General features: G+C 65.2%; 9 protein-coding genes and 5 pseudogenes. 7 read left to right on the top strand and 7 right to left on the bottom strand.

Features of this window, described 5'->3' with window-relative positions; genetic code table 11:
• Positions 1 to 666 precede the first annotated feature (666 nt).
• Both ACQP2F_RS14080 and ACQP2F_RS14075 read left to right on the top strand, forming a co-directional pair.
• Positions 667 to 990, top strand: a complete 324-nt coding sequence (locus ACQP2F_RS14080; protein WP_433304143.1) for a hypothetical protein — start codon at positions 667 to 669, stop codon at positions 988 to 990.
• Positions 980 to 1363, top strand: a pseudogene (locus tag ACQP2F_RS14075) (EAL domain-containing protein); the annotation flags it as partial. The gene ACQP2F_RS14080 and the pseudogene ACQP2F_RS14075, both read left to right, overlap by 11 nt.
• Before the next feature lie 103 nt (positions 1364 to 1466).
• Here ACQP2F_RS14075 and ACQP2F_RS14070 read toward each other — a convergent pair.
• Entirely contained in the window at positions 1467 to 1811 is a 345-nt protein-coding gene (locus ACQP2F_RS14070; protein ID WP_433304141.1) for an MMPL family transporter, read from the bottom strand.
• Positions 1812 to 2003: 192 nt separating this feature from the next.
• Here ACQP2F_RS14070 and ACQP2F_RS14065 point away from each other — a divergent pair.
• Positions 2004 to 2683, top strand: a pseudogene (locus ACQP2F_RS14065) (transposase family protein); the annotation flags it as partial.
• Positions 2684 to 3010: 327 nt separating this feature from the next.
• Here the strand turns inward: ACQP2F_RS14065 and ACQP2F_RS14060 are convergent.
• Positions 3011 to 3460 (bottom strand): annotated as a pseudogene (locus ACQP2F_RS14060) (IS701 family transposase); the annotation flags it as partial.
• 1254 nt (positions 3461 to 4714) lie between these two features.
• Between ACQP2F_RS14060 and ACQP2F_RS14055 the strand changes: the two are divergent.
• Complete coding sequence (locus ACQP2F_RS14055) at positions 4715 to 5173, top strand: helix-turn-helix domain-containing protein (RefSeq protein WP_433304139.1); 459 nt, start codon at positions 4715 to 4717, stop codon at positions 5171 to 5173.
• A 968-nt stretch (positions 5174 to 6141) separates the two neighbouring features.
• Here ACQP2F_RS14055 and ACQP2F_RS14050 read toward each other — a convergent pair.
• Positions 6142 to 6756 (bottom strand): NADPH-dependent F420 reductase, encoded by a 615-nt coding sequence (locus tag ACQP2F_RS14050; RefSeq protein ID WP_433304137.1) that lies wholly within the window; start codon positions 6754 to 6756, stop codon positions 6142 to 6144.
• A gap of 559 nt (positions 6757 to 7315) precedes the next feature.
• On the opposite strand from ACQP2F_RS14050, the pseudogene ACQP2F_RS14045 reads away from it, so the two are divergent.
• Positions 7316 to 8610: pseudogene (locus ACQP2F_RS14045) on the top strand (IS256 family transposase).
• A gap of 72 nt (positions 8611 to 8682) precedes the next feature.
• Here the strand turns inward: ACQP2F_RS14045 and ACQP2F_RS14040 are convergent.
• The 3 genes and pseudogenes from ACQP2F_RS14040 to ACQP2F_RS14030 form a co-directional block, all read right to left on the bottom strand.
• Positions 8683 to 8997: a hypothetical protein gene (locus ACQP2F_RS14040; RefSeq protein WP_433304135.1), complete on the bottom strand. Its 315-nt coding sequence runs from the start codon at positions 8995 to 8997 to the stop codon at positions 8683 to 8685.
• A 146-nt stretch (positions 8998 to 9143) separates the two neighbouring features.
• Positions 9144 to 10651, bottom strand: a pseudogene (gene istA / locus ACQP2F_RS14035) (IS21 family transposase); the annotation flags it as partial.
• A 1174-nt stretch (positions 10652 to 11825) separates the two neighbouring features.
• A complete protein-coding gene (locus tag ACQP2F_RS14030) occupies positions 11826 to 12395 on the bottom strand; it encodes an arginase family protein (RefSeq protein WP_433304133.1) in 570 nt (189 codons plus the stop codon).
• Between the two features lie 1361 nt (positions 12396 to 13756).
• Between ACQP2F_RS14030 and ACQP2F_RS14025 the strand changes: the two genes are divergently transcribed.
• Positions 13757 to 14089 carry a hypothetical protein gene (locus ACQP2F_RS14025; protein WP_433304131.1) on the top strand — a complete coding sequence of 111 codons (333 nt, stop codon included), beginning with the start codon at positions 13757 to 13759 and terminating at the stop codon, positions 14087 to 14089.
• Between the two features lie 264 nt (positions 14090 to 14353).
• Here ACQP2F_RS14025 and ACQP2F_RS14020 read toward each other — a convergent pair whose 3' ends face one another.
• Positions 14354 to 15022, bottom strand: a complete 669-nt coding sequence (locus ACQP2F_RS14020) for a hypothetical protein (protein ID WP_433304129.1) — start codon at positions 15020 to 15022, stop codon at positions 14354 to 14356.
• Between the two features lie 456 nt (positions 15023 to 15478).
• On the opposite strand from ACQP2F_RS14020, the gene ACQP2F_RS14015 reads away from it, so the two are divergent.
• Positions 15479 to 16354: an ATP-binding protein gene (locus ACQP2F_RS14015; RefSeq protein ID WP_433304127.1), complete on the top strand. Its 876-nt coding sequence runs from the start codon at positions 15479 to 15481 to the stop codon at positions 16352 to 16354.
• The last annotated feature ends 179 nt before the right edge of the window (positions 16355 to 16533 follow it).

Here is a 16533-nt window from a genome sequence, read left to right as displayed (position 1 = left end):
AGGTTAAGTCATTACTTGCCGCCCGTTGTCTATGTTCGTCGAGCTAAACACTTTGACCCACAGTGGCCGTCGAGACGGCTCAGATCGGCACACCGTCGGCCGATGACGAGGCCTATGAGGCACCCATCACAGGTCGACAGCGCTGCCGCGGCCTTTCCCCTGTCGGGCGTGGTCGGCGCTCTGGGGAGAGTGAGTGCAGTGGTCGGGGTGCTCGCGGTGAGCATGCTGTTGACCGTGGCTGCCTGTGCCGCGGACTGGTTAACCGCGCTGCACGAACACTCCCTCGGCTTCGGGCAGTGGCTCGCTGTGGGCGCCACCGCATGGATTCCTCTCGCTGCGACCATGGTCCTGCGGTTGGTGAAGGCCCATCGTGACCTGGCTGCCGCCGCGCGGGACGCGATCGACGCGTTCCAGGACACGGTGCACACGGCGCATGGCTGGGGTCTGACCGATCGACACCGACCATCGGAACATGTACGCCAGCGAGGGCGTCCGCACGCTGCCAGGTTACGCTCCCGAGCAGATCGTGGGCCGCAACGCCGTCGATCTGCTGGTCCTGGACGAGGACCGGCCGGCGATCATGGCCGGCATCGAGGCCAGCTACGCCACAACAGCTGGCGGAACTGGCAGACGCGAGTCCGGCACCGCGACAGGACCGTCCGGTACGTGCGCAGCAGCGCCACCCCCGTCTACGGCAAGGGCGGCCGCCTGCTCGCCTACCGCGGATTCACCGCCGACGTCACCGCCGAGGTGACCGCAGCCTGCGCCCAGCAGCACCGCCAGATCGAACAGAACGCAGCGCGGGCCCGGATCGAGCAGACGCTGGCCGACCCCGACAGTGTGCACATCGTCCTGCAGCCGATCGCCGACGTCGCAACACAGCGGATCGTCGGCGCCTGCAGACGCTGTCCCGCTTCGCCGGCCCGTCAAGCCGCACACCGGACGTCTGATTCGACGAAGCGCAGCACGCCGGGCTGGGATGCGACCTGAAACTGCACACCATCCAGCTGGCATTTGCCCAGATCCACCGCCTGGCCGACGATGTCTACCTCTCGCTCAACGCCTCACCTCAGACGATCATAGACGAGCGCTACGGTGCCATGGTGCGCGGGCTCGGCGCCAACGCGTACCGGATCGTCATCGAGGTGACCGAGCACTCAGCGGTCAACGACAACGAAACCTTGGCCTTGGCCGTCCAACGGCTGCGGCAGACCGGCGTACGTTCGCAGCCGACGACGCGGACGCCGGCTACGCCTCGATACAGCACATCCTGCGGCTACGACCCGACATCATCAAGCTCCACCGCGGCATCGTGGCCGACATCGACCACGACACGGCACGCCGGGCCCTAGTCACCGCCATAGCCGGCTTCGCCTCGTCGCTCACCATGATCGTGGTGACCGAAGGCGACGAAACGCCGGCGAGCTCGCCGTCCCCACCGAAGCCGGAGTGCGGTACGCCCAGGGCTACTTCCTGGCCCGCCCCGGCACCGACCCGGCGCCACCGCTGCCCTCGCTCGCGACCTCCGGAGAAGCGCCCTGACCCAACCAGCCAGCTTCCGGCTCGACGAACCCGGGAGCGTCAGCGAGCGGACACGGCAGAGCCCAGCTACGCTCGCCCAGCAGCACCACCAGAACCGGCGCGAGCAGGGCACGAACGACGAGGGCATCAACGACGATGCCCAACGCCAGCGCGGTAGCCAGAATCTCGACCTCGACCGCCGGAACGGTGGCGAGCGCGACGAACGCCAGGAACAGGATGAGGGCGCCGGAGGCGACCAGCCGCCCCGTCCGGGAGATGCCGTCGATCACCGCCCGCGGCGTCAAGCCGTGCTCGTCGTAGGCCTCCCGGATCCGCGAGAGGATGAACGCCTTGCATTGAGCCTATTCCAAGCTGATCTTGCAGCTCAGGGCGGGTGTGGTAGACCCGGTGATCGATGGACGCGAGCTTCAGGTAGGACAGCAAATCGAACAAAACCCGGTGCCCCGACCGGGAGGCGCGCTATGCTGTCCTACCCCGCCGTGATCCCGTTGCCAGCCGGACCCTGAACCACCTCGCCTAACGCATCCGCAGCCACCGCAAGCAGCTCGGATCCCGCTGGGGACGCCTGGAGCCCGGTCGCCAGGCGCTACTCGCCCTGGCCCACCTACGCAACGACGACACCTACGCGCGCCTCGCGGCCGGCTTCCAGATCGAGACCGCCACCGCCTGGCGCTACGATCAAGAAGCGATAGCCCTGCTCAGCGCGGCCGCCGACGACCCGGACACCGCCATGGCGCGCATCCGGCTGCTGGCATACGCGATCCTGGGCGGCACGCTGGTCCCGATCGACCGCGTCACCGACCAGAAGCCCTACTACTCCGGCAAGTACAAGCGGCACGGTGTAAACGTGCAGGTCATCGCGGACGCTGCCGGCCGCCTCGTCTGAGCGTCACCCCGCCCTGCCGGGCTTGGTACACGACTTGACCGCCGCCCGCACCCACGGCATCATCGACGCCCTGACTAGCGCGGAGGTGATGACCTTCGCCGACAAGGGAACCAGGGCGCCCGCGGCAGCGTGCGCACGCCGTTCAAGCAGCGACGCTTCCGGCCGAAGCTGTCCAGCCGGCAGAAGCGGTCAACGTCGGCTCCGGCCGGCCAATCGGCGATCAGCCAGGCCGCGGGCAGGTCCTGGCCTACATGGGCCGAGCGGATGGGTGGACCAGCCGGGCGGATCCGCTGGAACACGAACCTCGAGCCCATCGGGACTGGCCGGCCGTTGCGACGACGGGAGCCGTCGCGCCAGGTCACTAGACGTGCCTTGTGCGGTCCAGCGGTGAGAATGAGGTCGCGGATCGACGGGGCGCTCTGCCGGTAGGTCTTCTTCGGATACGGGCCGTCACCGCAGTACGGCACCGTCGTGCGCTCAACATCGAGGGGGTAGGCGGTCACGGTGTGCGCGACTTGGAGCCCGGCGGCGGCGATCAGCGACATCCACGGCCGCGTTCGACGAGGCAGGGTCCTAGCCGGCCGGAAGGACCAACCGCCAGTCCACCGGGCACGACGCGGTCTCGGTGACCAGACTGACCGACACCGCGACCTGGCAGTTGGTGACCTTGCCCGCGGTGCCGGTGTATTGACGGGCCACGCCGGGCGAGGCTTTGCCGTACTTAAGTAGGCCGGTGTCATCGATCGCCCAGGCCGGGCCGTCCAACGCCGCGGTGATGCGCTGGGCGATTTGCCGGCGCACCGGCGCCACCCACCACGGACTGTTCGTAACGAAGTGATTCAAAGCCTGCTCATGCGGGCCATGCAACCGGGCCGCCATCGGCTGGACCGACTTACGCCGCACATCCAGCATCAACGCACGCAGATAATCCCAAGCCCGATCCCGCCAGAGCACGAACCGCAAAGACCCGAACACATCCCGAACGAACTCGCCCAGCTCATCACCCAGACGCTGCACCGCAATGGTGTCCATACCCACGACACCAACATCAAGATCTGTCTGTCACCATCACCCACCCGAACGGCGACAAAGCACTACTAGCCCTGCTCAGATGGCGCGGGTCGCAGCTTCTAAACCAGGTTTCCACCGGGTGTCGGTCAGATCAAAGATATAGCAACGGCGCGATTGCAATAGCAGCACCTCTGCCTGACCATTAACCTATGGCCTATACCAAATTTTTAGGCTCAATTGACGTAACTGCTAGCAATTTACGCCACCAATTTAAGTTGTATAAGCGAGTCTGTATTCATGTCGTACTGATATAACCGCACCTTAGAAACGATGCCATACTGAGGTCCAAATGCGCAGCGCCCAGCGGAGACGAGAGGTGGCTAAAAATGGCAAGAACAAGACTGCGGCTGCTGTTGGCGTGTTTTGTCGCCGCAGTGGCCGCCCTCAGCGAGGCAGGGCCCGTAGCGGTCGCCCAGGCTGCGACCTGTCCTACCGGTCGGGGATTCTTACCGCCAGGAAAGTCACTAACAACGAACCAGTTTGTCGATTCCTGTAACGGAAGGTACCGCCTATTGCTACAAAGTGACGGAAATATTGTCTTCTTCCAAATTGGTGGACCGCTTTTATGGGCTAGCTATACACAGGATGATCCGGAGATCGCTATTCTTACAATGCAAAACGATGGCAACTTGGTGGCAAGGAAGAGTAGCGGAGCGCCACGATGGGCAAGCGGAACGTGGGGCCACCCTAACGCCGTCCTAGCTATTCAGGACGATGGCAACCTGGTGATATACGACCAGGCGACGTACATCTGGGTCCGAGAGTCAGGTTACACATATTCGGAGTGTGTTGATCTTTCGCCGGGTGAGGACAATTCGAATTTCGGCAGGACCAATATTTCCTACACTAATCCTGGAGTCTTCCAGAGCTTTAACGGCCGGAAAGTGATGATTAATGTCGCTGGATCTGTCGACTGCAATCTGCGGGGTCAGCGGTTTGTTAGGGTGGAAGCACGGCTGTGGAACGGGACCGGTTCGGTCAGCTCCTGGCTCCAGCGACAAGACTCATACGGTAATATCATTACCATCCCCGAAACGGTGAACTCAGTTTCGCCCAGTGGGTTCATTAACCCTGCCTACTCGCGAATCAAGAACGTCCCTGGCCAGCGTGTTCGAGGATGTGGCCGCTTCGTCTTTGCGGGCGCAGACCGGACAGTGTGTGGGACCTGGCAAGATGTCCCAAACTAAGGTTAAAGAATGATCAACTAAACGTGCAATGGATCATAACGAAGCGACTCTTGACCGCGCCCCAAGCGCCCGGGCCAACCCTTTTCGCCTATGCTCGGGCAACGCCGCAACATCGGCGCCTACAAAACGCGGCCCAACTGTGTCGTCTTGTAACGTTGGCCGAGCACGTTTCGGGCAGGCTGTGTCTCTCGCTGTTGTATGTGAGGTGGTGCCGGACTTCCCGGCGCCCGGAAGTATTCGTCAGGGCGCTGTCGAGGGCCGAAAACAAGAGGCTGCACAAGATCACCCGCACTCTGAAACACCCGCTGAAGTTGCGCCGGGCGAGTGTGGTGTTGATGTCCGGCAGGGCCAGCCGGTCGCAGACATCGCCTCCTTGCTGAAGGCCGCCGAGGACTACGTCCGCGATGTAGTTCACGCGTTCAACGGGCGGGGGTTCGACGGCTTGGACCCAAACTGGAGAAGGGGCACACCGGAACAAGATCAGTGAGCCGGTCTGCGACTGGATCTACGTGGTCGCCCGGTGTGACCCCCGCTTCCATCGCCAGACGTTCTCCGGCTGTTCCCTATCGAAGCTGCGCGACTACCTGCTTAAGGCCGGCCGGCTGGGGGCGATCAGCATCGAGACCATCCGGCGGATCCTGCACGAACGCGGTGTCACCTGACAAACATCGAGACGTGCAAGGCCATCAACGACCTCGAGTTGCCCGCGAACATGTGCCGCATCCTGGACCTTTATGACCACCCTTGGCCGGCGGCCGGGTGATCTGTGTCGACGAGTGCAGTCCGCTGAACCTGCAACCGTGGCCGGGTAAAGCGCAGAAGCCGCAAGGTCGCCCGGTCCGGCTGCGGGCGACCTACCACCGTGACCACGTCGTCCGGCACATGATCGCCAGCCTCGACCTGGCCGCCGGAAGAATCCGCTACCGGATTTGCCAGGGTGCGTACGTGCTCAACCTTGTCGGCGGGCACTTGCGTCATCGCCGATGCGGTCAGCCATCCGCCGCACGCTAAGCCCCGTCGATGCCAACGACGAAACTTTGGCCGAAGGGCTGGTTGAGCAAGTCACGACGACGCTCGACGCACAAATCGTGACCGACCCAGCACCGCCGCCGCGCCGAAGACACTCCAGTGGCTGGCCGAAGCCGCGCGAGCTGGCCACCGCCGAACTGCGGCAACAGCCGAGCCCTCATTTCCGCAGTTGCCATTGCGATCGGCCGCAGCCGAGCGGGGCCGCTCGCGCCCAGGGTCCGCCAGACGGTCTGCCGGGCGCCCGGGCCAAGCTGGCGTGGATGACGTTGACGGCGTGTGGTCTCCCTACGACGTACGGGTGATGTCCGAGGCTATCCCAGTGGCCAACACGGCCAGCAGACGGTCGTCAAGATACTCGTCTACCGGCCGCGCGGGCGGCCGTTTGGTCGGCCGAGTTGCTGTGCTGTCGGCGGCTGCAAGCCACGGTCACTGCCGTGCAGCCATAGCCTCCGCCAGGACAAAAGTGGCCCGGCAGACGTCGACCTCAGTCAGCTGCAGCGGAACCCCCGGCTCGACCAGCCGTGCCGCTTCCGCGCCCCCCGCGTAAAATGGCGCGAAGCCCAGCTCCCGGATGATCGTCGACGCGGTGCGACGAGCGTCCGGCATATCTGTGCAGACGAACTCGGCCAGAAGCGGGTCGTGACCGCGCCGCAGGCTCAGCACCGTGGTGGGCAGCGTATTTAACGCCTTTGCCCAGTGCGCGTCCGGTGCCCAGTCGATGAGCTGCTCGAACCCGCTGCGGCCGCCCGGAGCTGGCGCCGGCGGGTTCGTCGCGTTGATTACGATCTTGCCGATCAGCGTGCTGCCGGCAAGGTCGATCGCCTCCTGTGCCGACTCCCAGTTCGGCGCGAACAGCACCACGTCGGCGAAAGACACCGCCGCCGCAACAGGCATAGCGGCGCCACGGCCACCGAGGTGATCGACTATTTGGCCCAGCCGATCGGGATGCCGCGCCGTGACAGTTATATCGTGCCCACTCTCCACGCACCACTCGGCGAGAGTCGCGCCGAGCTGCCACGCTCCGATGACGCCGATATGCATGCCTTCGCAGTGCCTGGCCGTCGCTATGTCCGGGCCAGAAACGGCGAATCCGGCCAGCCAGCCCGGGCCGGAAACGGCAACCGCCCTGCTCCGCAACGCGGAAGACGGTTTTCCAAGACAAGGCGCAGCACTCTGATAGCCGCCACTCTCGCTGCGACCGTCCCTGGCGCAGAAGACTGTCGGCGGCGCGTGAAACCTGACCCGCCCGCCCAAGAGGGGGTCCAGATTCGGCCGCCGTTGACGGCGCCATCGAACCCGACGCCTTCTAGATGCCGCGCCAATGTCCGCGACTGCGACAACTGTTCCCGAAACGCTCAGCCACTTCACCGGGACGAACATCAAATCGGGTAATGCGCCCCATCATCACAGGCACATCCACGGGCCGGAGCACCTAAGTTGATCGCCACCCGCACAGCTGAACTTCCGGAAAATGCGCGGACTGCTGTCGACGCTCGCGTAATTCCCCAGGGCCGCGATCACGCTATGGGACTGTGCCGGGAGCGGTGTTTTCGGCCCGACACGCCGGGCTGAAGACCTGGCGGGATGGGCACCGTGAGTGATGACATCGAACGTTGTGAGTCCACGGAAGAAGACCGGCGATGATGCGCGGCAGCTGTCGCCCGAGCAGGCCGCTGCGGCCGCGATGGTGGCCGAGGCGAAGGCCCGCGGCCTGGAGTTGACCGGCCCGGACGGCCTGCTGAAATTGTTCACCAAGAACGTCCTCGAGACCGCGTTGAACGAGGAGATGACCGAACACCTCGGTCATGAGAAGAATCAGGCCGAGCCGGGTCGCGAGTCGACGAACGTCCGCAACGGCAGCCGGGGGAAGACGGTGATCTCGGACGCGGCCGGTGAAGTGCAGATCGAGGTGCCGCGGGATCGGGAAGGGACGTTCGAGCCGCAGATCGTGAAGAAACGGCAACGCCGCCTGACCGAGGTCGACGAAGTTGTCCTGTCGTTGTATGCGAAAGGAATGACGACCGGGGAGATCTCCGCGCATTTCGCGGAGATCTACGGGGCGTCGGTGTCGAAGGAAACGATTTCCCGGATCACCGACAAAGTCGTCGCTGAGATGACCGAATGGTCGACCAGGCCACTCGACAGCGTCTACGTCGCTGTGTTCATCGACGCTATCGTCGTGAAGGTTCGCGAGGGTCAGGTCGCCAACCGGCCCATCTACGCGGCCATCGGGGTCACCGTGGACGGCCGCAAGGACGTCCTGGGGCTGTGGGCCGGCTCTGGCGGCGAGGGCGCGAAGTTCTGGATGAGCGTCCTGATCGATCTAAAGAACCGTGGCGTGCGGGATGTTTTCTTCGTCGTCTGCGACGGGCTGAAAGGGCTACCGGACACGGTCGAGGCCGTCTGGCCGGAAGCCGTGGTTCAGACATGCATCATTCATTTGATCCGGAACACTCTCCGTCTGACGTCGCGAGCGGACGCCGACGCGATCAAACGAGATATCCGGCCGATCTACACCGCCGTCAACGCGGACGCCGCGTCGGCCGCACCGGACGACCTGGAAGAGAAATGGGGAACGAAGTACCGGGCGATGATCCGGTTGTGGCGTAACGCGTGGAACGAGTTCATTCCATTCCTCGACTACGACGTCGAGACCCGCCGGGTCATCTGCTCGACGAATGCTATTGAATCGTTGAACGCGCGTTATCGGCGTGCTGTCCGCGCCCGGGGTCATTTCCCGAGCGAGCAGGCCGCGTTGAGTGCCTGTACCTTGTGACCCGCAGCTTGGACCCGACCGGGGCCGGCCGGGCTCGATGGACGATGCGCTGGAAGCCTGTGCTGAACGCCTTCGCCATCACGTTCGGTGACCGCTGGCCGGCCGCCGAAACCTACTAACCGAAGAGCCGAAAACACCGATCTTGGGAAAGTCCCCACGCTATTCCTCTGGTAGTGGGCCTGGGTGATGTTCTACCCGGCTGCCTCCTTCGGTGGTGCGGCGGGGCGGTTGGGACGCTTGTTCGGCCGGTAGCTGGGCCCGTTCATGAAGACCTGGTGGCTAGTGTTGATGAGGGTGTTGGATTCCTCGAACCGTGCCCGGCGAACCCGGCGGGTCATGGCGACGGCTTCGCGGCGGGTGATCTCGTCGTTGCAGAGGACTTGGAGGAACTCGATTTGGCCGAGCTGCCCGGCGCGGGCCTGGGCCAGCCGGGCGTCGAGGGTTTCCAGCATCCCGGACAGCTTCAGCGCCCGAAGGGATTGGTGCAGTGCCGCGTCGATGATCACGCCGAGGCCTCCTTGTCGTGGTCGGCGCCGGCCGCGTCGGTGGGGTGTTCGTCGTGGTCATGGGGATCGGGTTCGTGATCGCCGGTTGCCGTGGCCACCAGCGACAGGTGGCCGCCGTTGGGCATGGCCACGACGTTCGCGAACAGACGCGAAGGTCCGTGCAGGAACGCCGCGGCGCCTGCGTCGCCGGTCGACGGGGGCGGCGGGTCGGCTTCCAGGCCGGCGGCGAGGATGCCTTTGACGGTGCGGTAGCTGGGATCGCCGACCGCGATCGCTTTGGCGCAGGCTGCCTCGAGCCGGTCCGGGCTGTGCTTGTCAGCCAGCCCGAGAACCCCCTGTGCGGCCCGCAGCCGGAACATTGCGTTGACCTCGAGCAGCTCGCCGATCAGGGCGGTGCAGGACGGGCCGATCTTGGCGGCGCGGCGTCGACACCAGACCGGCGTTTTCATCTGGAAGGCGATTTTCTCCGGCGGGTAGTGCCCAGCGACGGTCTGCTTGCCGGCCGGTTTGCGGCCGTGGGTGGCGATCAGCTGCCCGTCGTGGAAGATCTGCACCATCAGGATGGTGGCGCGGGCGTCGACCTTCTGCCCGATGAACTGCCACGGCACTGAATACAAGCTCTTGCCGACCTTGACGTGGATATCCGGGCCGACGGTCGCGGTCGACCAGGTCGACAACACGAACGGCTGCTTCGGTAATGGCTGCAGCGTCTCGGCCTCGACCGCCTCGAAGACGACCAGCGGAGCTGCCCCGTGCAACGGCCGGCAGGACCGCCGCCCGGCCACCTCCCTGCACCAGGCGACCGCAGCGGCCTGCATCTGCTGCAGGGACGTGAACTCCCGGCCGCGCCAGAACGAGTCCCGGACATAGGGCATCGGCCGTTCCACCCGGGCCTTATCCCGCGGCTTGACCGCCCGGGCCGGGTCCACCAGCACGTCGTAGTGCGCGGCGAGCTCGGCATACGAGCGGTTGATTTTCGGGTCGTAGAGGTCAGGCTTGGTCACCCCGGTGCGCAGGTTGTCCGGGATCAGCCTCGCCGGCGTGCCGCCGAAATAGGCGAATGCCTCGACGTGGGCCTCGGTCCAGGCCCGCTGATCCATCGTGAAGACCGGCCGCACGAAATGTGCCGGGATGCGGCCAGGACCATCACGAACGCCCAGACCCGGCGCCGGCGGCCGCCGACCGGGTCCGTCCAATACCTAAGGTGCCCATAGCCGATCTGCGCTTTTGAACCCCGCTCGGGCTCCTCGCGCAACACCACCTCGGCCCGGCGCACGTCCTCGGGCAGATTCGCCCGCAAATACCGGCGAAACGACGCCACACTGCACTGGACACCGTGCTCGTCGCGCAGCCGCCGCCAGATCGTCGACATCCGGACTACCCCGAGCATCGACTTGATGTAGTCGTGGCGCTTGGCGATCTCCGGCCACGTCGTCTGCCGCAGCCGGGTATCCGCGAGCTCCGGGAACCAGCGCCGCGGCAGCTTCTCCCAATCCGCTGCTGCCATCGGCGGCCCGCTCGGCGTCAACCCAGCTGCGAGCGCGGGCGCCACATACTTGCGCACCGTCTTGCGGTCCAGGCCCAGACTGGCCGCGATCTCGCTGTTCGAGCGACCCGCGCACCAGTGGAACAAAACCTCGGTCACGTCGACCACGTTGAACGTTCTCCTCGCCATCGGCTCCCTCGCCTTCGCAAACGAGAGAGGACCTTTCATGATCGCGAGGACCCAGCCAGCACCGACCCGTACGTCATCCCCATGAGGAATTACGTGATCGGCACCCTGGGAAATTACGTGATCGAGAAACGCTCAGACCTGGGGATTTTTATAATTGCCGACACTGCGACAGCGTATCCCCCGCGGGATCCGCGCGCGCCTGCTCGTCTGGCGAATTCGAGACAAGTCGGTGCAGCCAGGAGCCCAGGACGCTGTCGATCGCGTAGCGGCCAGCGGCCCGATCAGTTCGCGTCCTGCCCGAGCATCATCCTCGTTCCCTGCTGTCCACCCGTCTGCCTGTCCGCTGGGCCAGCGGCCAGATCATGCGAACTGTCCGTACCGGTAACCTACAGCACGGTCATGATCTCGATGGCGGCGGCGTGGGCGCTGGTACGGAACACGCAGTGAGCGCCCAGAACCTGGCCATCGGGGTCAATGAGCAGCACCCCGGCGTTGCTGGCGAAGCCGTTACGGGTGGCCCAAAGGGCTGTGATGCTGCACCGGGTCGGTGGTGGCGTCGGGCACAATGTAGGGCTGGCCGGTAGGCACCATGCGGGCGCAGAACGACCACTCGACAGCGGTTCCTCCGACTTCGGCGAGCTGGCGCAGCACGTCAGGACGGGTGTGGTTGCGATGGGTCCGCACGTCGGGATGCCCGCTGCCCCCGCCCAGCAGGGCCCGCCAGAGCCGGCCCCGGCACCTAAGCGTTCGGCTCCGCGCCGGCGGTTCCAAACCGCGGCACGCGCGAAAAGGTGAAGCTCTGAACCCGCTCGCGAAGCCAAGAGATTCATTAGCAAGAATGAAGCGCGACAAATTCGTCCGAAGTCCTGGCGTCAGGGACGCTGATGCAAATCCCAGCGGGTGCGTACATCGGGCAGCGGTTGAGTACTTGACGGCCCCTGAGCTCCCATCGCGGGCAAGGCCGGGACTACCGTCGCAGCATTCCCTGCCGCTATGCCGGTCAGAATTACAGCACCCTCAGCCGCAGGCCCAACGATATCCTCGACTGCCTCCCGTAGCGCCTGGCCAAGCGGGTGGGTATTATCCCCCACTAACAGCTCAAAGGCGACCGTGAAGACTATGGTGGCTCCCTCATCGCACTCCTGCATCACCGTCACAAGCTACGGGGCCGTTGCATGCCCACGCTGCAATTTGGCGCAGCGGCCGTGCGATCGCCGGTCAGCGCGACGTGCCGCGGGTCGACCATCGGTGCCGCGCCGGCCAGGCCGGTCAGGGCGGCCGGGCCGCTGCCGGTGAGCAGGGCCAGATCGAGGTCGGCGGTCTCGCCGGTCTCCGAGGCGTGCGGGTCCAGGCAGTCGGGGTGGCCGTCGGCCATCCACAGTCCCACGGTGCCGAAGGCGCGGCGGAGGTGGGTGAAGCCGCCGAGAAGCAGGCTGCAGTCGCCGCCGACGACCAGCGGGCGCAGTCCGGTGTGCTCGCGCATGCCCGCATCGAGCGAGCCCGCCAGCGCCTGCGCCGCGGCGATGGTGTCGGCCAGCGCCAGCACCCCGGTCTCCTCGTCCCGCCGGCGATCGGCGATCCGGGTCGCCGCGTCACCGAGGTCGGCGCCGACGCGATCGCGCAGGCCCGCCGCTCGCAGCGCGGCCGGCGCTGAGGCCTCGCCCCGGGCCGAGCCGGAGCAGTCCCAGGGAGCGCCGAGAAGGAACCACTCGCAGACGGCCACCAGCCGAATGCGGCCGCGTCAAGCTATCTGCGCCCCGTCCTCGATCATGACAACCGGTAGCAACCGCGACGCCTCGAGTTGTGGTGCGCTCGACGCAGGTGTCGGCCGGATCGGCAAGCTGCACCTGGCCTGATCGGCCAATTTCCGGCTCGTTGATCAGCCGGTCACGGGAAGGCAGTTCGCCCATTTCAGCCATCAGCTCAACACGGCCCCGGGCTCGATCGCCTTGACCGCCGCCGGGAGAGCCTTTGACGCTGACACTCCGAATATTCCTGCGCCATATCAAGACGCATTGGCGTTGCCGGGCAGCAACACTTCTTTTGCGATCAGCCCAAAACGGGCGCACATCTTGGAACAGCAATAACTTAGCCTCGTGCAAGCATGTCCATTCGCGTCGATAGGGTACGCGCCGCGTAGGGCCGTAGTCGCAACAGCGACAAGATGGTGGCTCTCACAGGTATCTCCTTGATTCATGGTCAAAAGAAGGCCTAAGCGACGGCAGTATAGACGCAAAGTCGCCGGTTCCGACATACCGGCAGCGACCTGACTAGCAGTAGATCCCATCAGAAGTACGTCAGCAGGTGCCTGCCGTAGGCAGGGCCCGGGCGCGACCGGCTCACGGCCTCCGCCGCGCGGGCAGACCGACTAACCGGCCGACCGGCAGTGCAGCCGACCGGCGGGCGGCGGGGTGCAGTCCGGCGGGGATGCCGACGAAGATTTCTATTGTCAAGAGCCGTTCGCTTTCCCAGGCGAAGACGGCGCCCGACGTTGTGCCGTGCGCCTGCCGAAGATAACCAGTGTCGCCCGAAAGTGTCGATCTCAAGAAATGGCATCCAGGACAGGGCAGCCGAGCGCCGATGGCAACACCTTTGCTTGACCTCGAGGAGAGCAAGCCTCAATCGACGTCCCGAGCTTGCTGCGTCGTAAGTAAGCAACGCGGCCAGTTAATCAGGGACGGCCGCCGGCCGGTAGCTGTCGACGGCATCTCAGCCAATACCGAACTCGGGGGCAAGGGCGGACTTCTGCTCACCGGTCACGCCGCGTTCGCGGAGCTGCGCAGTCACCTGCTTGACGACGAGCGCGGGTTTGCGCCTGGTGGACACACACGCCGTGGTGCACGCATTGTGTTCCAGTACACCTGTTAGCGAGCAGCTGGCCCTGGTGGCCGAAGTCCACCCTGTTTCTCTCGGTGCTGTGGCCAGGGTCAAAAGAGCGCGCGGGAAAGGGTCAGACCGGCGCAGTTCTCAGGCGGGGTCGTGTTGAACCGATGGGCAGGCGACATCGCACCGCTGCTCCGGGACACAGGTATCCGCACCGCCCGGCCCGGGGTGACGAACCAGTTGAATCCTTCAGGAGTGGTCGTGGTCTTCACCGCAACGGGTTTGCCGATCTGCCGGCACGTCTACCTCGGCAGCGAACTGACCGAGATCGACACCCGGTTGCGGGTGATCGGCGACGAACTGACCGCCGCCTACCCACCCGACCCGGCGCTGGCCGCCTATCCGGCCCAGGCCCGCCAAACGCTGCGACACGTACGGGTGATCCTGGATGCCATCGCCAGCCGGGAACACGCGCACGGCGCGGGCTGGTCCACCACCGTCTACCACAGCGTCAACCCGGCCCGCCGCGCCGAGAAGCTGACCCCCATCGTGCAGCGCCACCAGTCGACCAACCCGCCATGCTGCGGCTGGTAAACCGGCTCTGCGGACGACCAGACCCGTAGGCAACGAGGGGCCTGGCTGGTGAACAGGATGAAGTCCCCGCTGTAGCGGGTGGTGGTGTGCTGATTCGCGTGAGCCGGGGGTCGTCCGGGGCCGGGCTTGCCCGGGTTGGGTGCACGCGCTGGCGAGGCCAAGGTTGAACGCAGATTCCAAACCGCGTGTCGGCAGTCGAGCAGCGCGACGAGACGTCGACCGCATAGACAAGCGGAGGTCTGCCGCCTCACTGGCAGCGGCTTCTCAGCCTCGCATCGGCGCAGTGACTCCACGTTGACGCACCAGTGGTTGAGCGAATCTTACAGGGCGCCGTAGCCATGCCAGCTCTCCGCGGCAAGGGAGAGCCCGACCAGCGTCTCGACCGGCCAAGAAGTTGGCGGACTCCGAACGCGCCGATGACGGCCCGGGGGAAGGTCTTGTTCCTCGCGAGCATGCGCTGGTCTGTCGCGACCTCTGGAACGGGCTAGGACAGTCGGGCGGTTGATGATCAACGAAGTAATGCTGACGGGGCCACTGCTTGGTCTCGGCGGCCCCGTCAGCTTTCGCGGCATTAGATGTCCAGATCGGGAAGCTGGCGCTGCCGCTGGTGGTGATGTTCAGCGAGATGTTGTTGAAGTCTCCGTCGTGCCAGCCGTCGTCCCAGTTGTCGTAGTCCCAATTGCCGTTCCAGTCGCCGGTGGCGACTTCAAGGGCCCACGCGGTGCGGAAGTGACCGATCGACACGCGGATGCAATCGTAGTCGTCCCACCGCTCGTGCCACTGGCCGAGCCGGCCGACACGCTCACAGCGCGTCCGGGTCCGGAAGTAGCCCACCACGTCCTCGTCATCGTCATCGTCATCGTCCCAGTAGCTTGCGGCTTGCACCGCCGTGCGAGTCAGCATCGGCTGGGTTGAGGCCAGGGCGGCCTGCACCGCGCCGGTCCCCTCAGCCAAAACAGTTTCAAGGACCGCATGATCCCTCCCAATGAGAACGGGTAGCTCTGATCGGATCATCGCACCTCACTTAGGTAGGAGGCCTTCGGATTAGTACACCGGTTCGGGTAGTGCGCGCGCGGACGGTCCCTGACCAACCGAAGGGCTTCATATTTGACGCTCAGCCGCGACCTTGACCCATGTCCCTTCGGCTGAGAGCCCCCGCGCGTGATCAGGCCAGTGCCGGCCTAGAACTGCGCACTGCGCACTGCGCACTGCGCACTGCGCAGGATATTCCGTGGCTCATCGCTTAGCAGGCATGTGTCTCCAGCGACAATTGAACACAGCCCGCGTGCTCGCCGTGGCTCAAGATGTCCGTTCCTTAGTGGGGCCAACCCGCTGGTGAAGACGCGATCCGACCCTCAACCTTAAGGGTGAATCTAGAGAATGCCCGACATGTTTGCCTTGCATCAACGTGCAGGACGATACGGCGGGTTGCATGGTGGAGTGGTGGACTGGCGTGACGTGCCCGAGTTTGATACCTCTGGCCAGTTGGTGACCGCGGTTGTCGACGATCGATCGTCGTTCATCGAACTGGCCGTTGCCGGCGTCTGGGATCGGGAGTTGAGGCTGCGCGCCGATCTGATGATCGGTAAGTGTCTGGCTAGTCATCCGGCTGCAATCGTGGTAGATCTGCTGTTCTTAGACGATCCGGACCAGGCAAGCGTGCCGATGTGGTTGAGCTTGCAGGTGCGCGGTGCCCGGATGATGCCTGCGGTGCCGATCGCGGTGTGTGCGCGCGACGGGTCACCAATGGCCGACGGGTTAGCGTGGCGGGGCGGCCGGTTTGGCCCGCCGCTGTTCGCCGACCCGGCACAGGCCCGGAAGGCCCTAACGAGTGGGCTACCGATGACCGATCAAGTCCGGCGATGGTTGCCCCCGAAGCCACAATCCGCGACGTCGGCGCGCCGGCTGGTCGTAGCAGCCTGTGAGCAATGGCGGTTGGCCGCGGCGGTGGCGACGCGGGCTCAGCTGGTAGTTTCGCAGTTGGTGGTCAACGCGGTGGAGCATGCCGGAACGCCAATCGAGGTAGTGGTGACCCGGATCGGTTCCCGGCGCCGCGGCGGAGTTTTGCGGCCGGCTGCCGGGGTGCACGTGGCCGTGTACGATCTTGACCCAAGGTTGCCGCCAGGGTGGCGGGACAACCTGCAGGAGTCGCCGCCGCCAAGACGGCGCGGTCAGGGTTTAGATGTTATCGCCGCGGACTTCTCGGGTGTGCTGCCGACCCGGCAGGGCAAGATGATCTGGGCTATTCTGCGTAACACCCGCTGAGCAAAGCCTTTTTCAATGGGCCCGAGGCTCCAAGCCTCAGCAGATATGCCGGCCGCGGGTGGCCGCAGACCACCCGGGCCACTCTCGCCGGACTGCTGCGGGAGCTCGGTGAGCTGGGCTGCGCTGGCAGCCGGACGGACCGACCCGAATAGGTTGTCCCTTCAGGATTAGCTGCCGGT

Origin of the sequence: Actinoplanes sp. CA-030573 (assembly GCF_050951115.1) — a bacterium.
In the GTDB taxonomy this organism is placed as follows: Bacteria; Actinomycetota; Actinomycetes; order Mycobacteriales; family Micromonosporaceae; genus Actinoplanes.
Note: the sequence above shows the minus strand (reverse complement) of the source record. Positions and strands in the feature narration are given on the sequence as shown.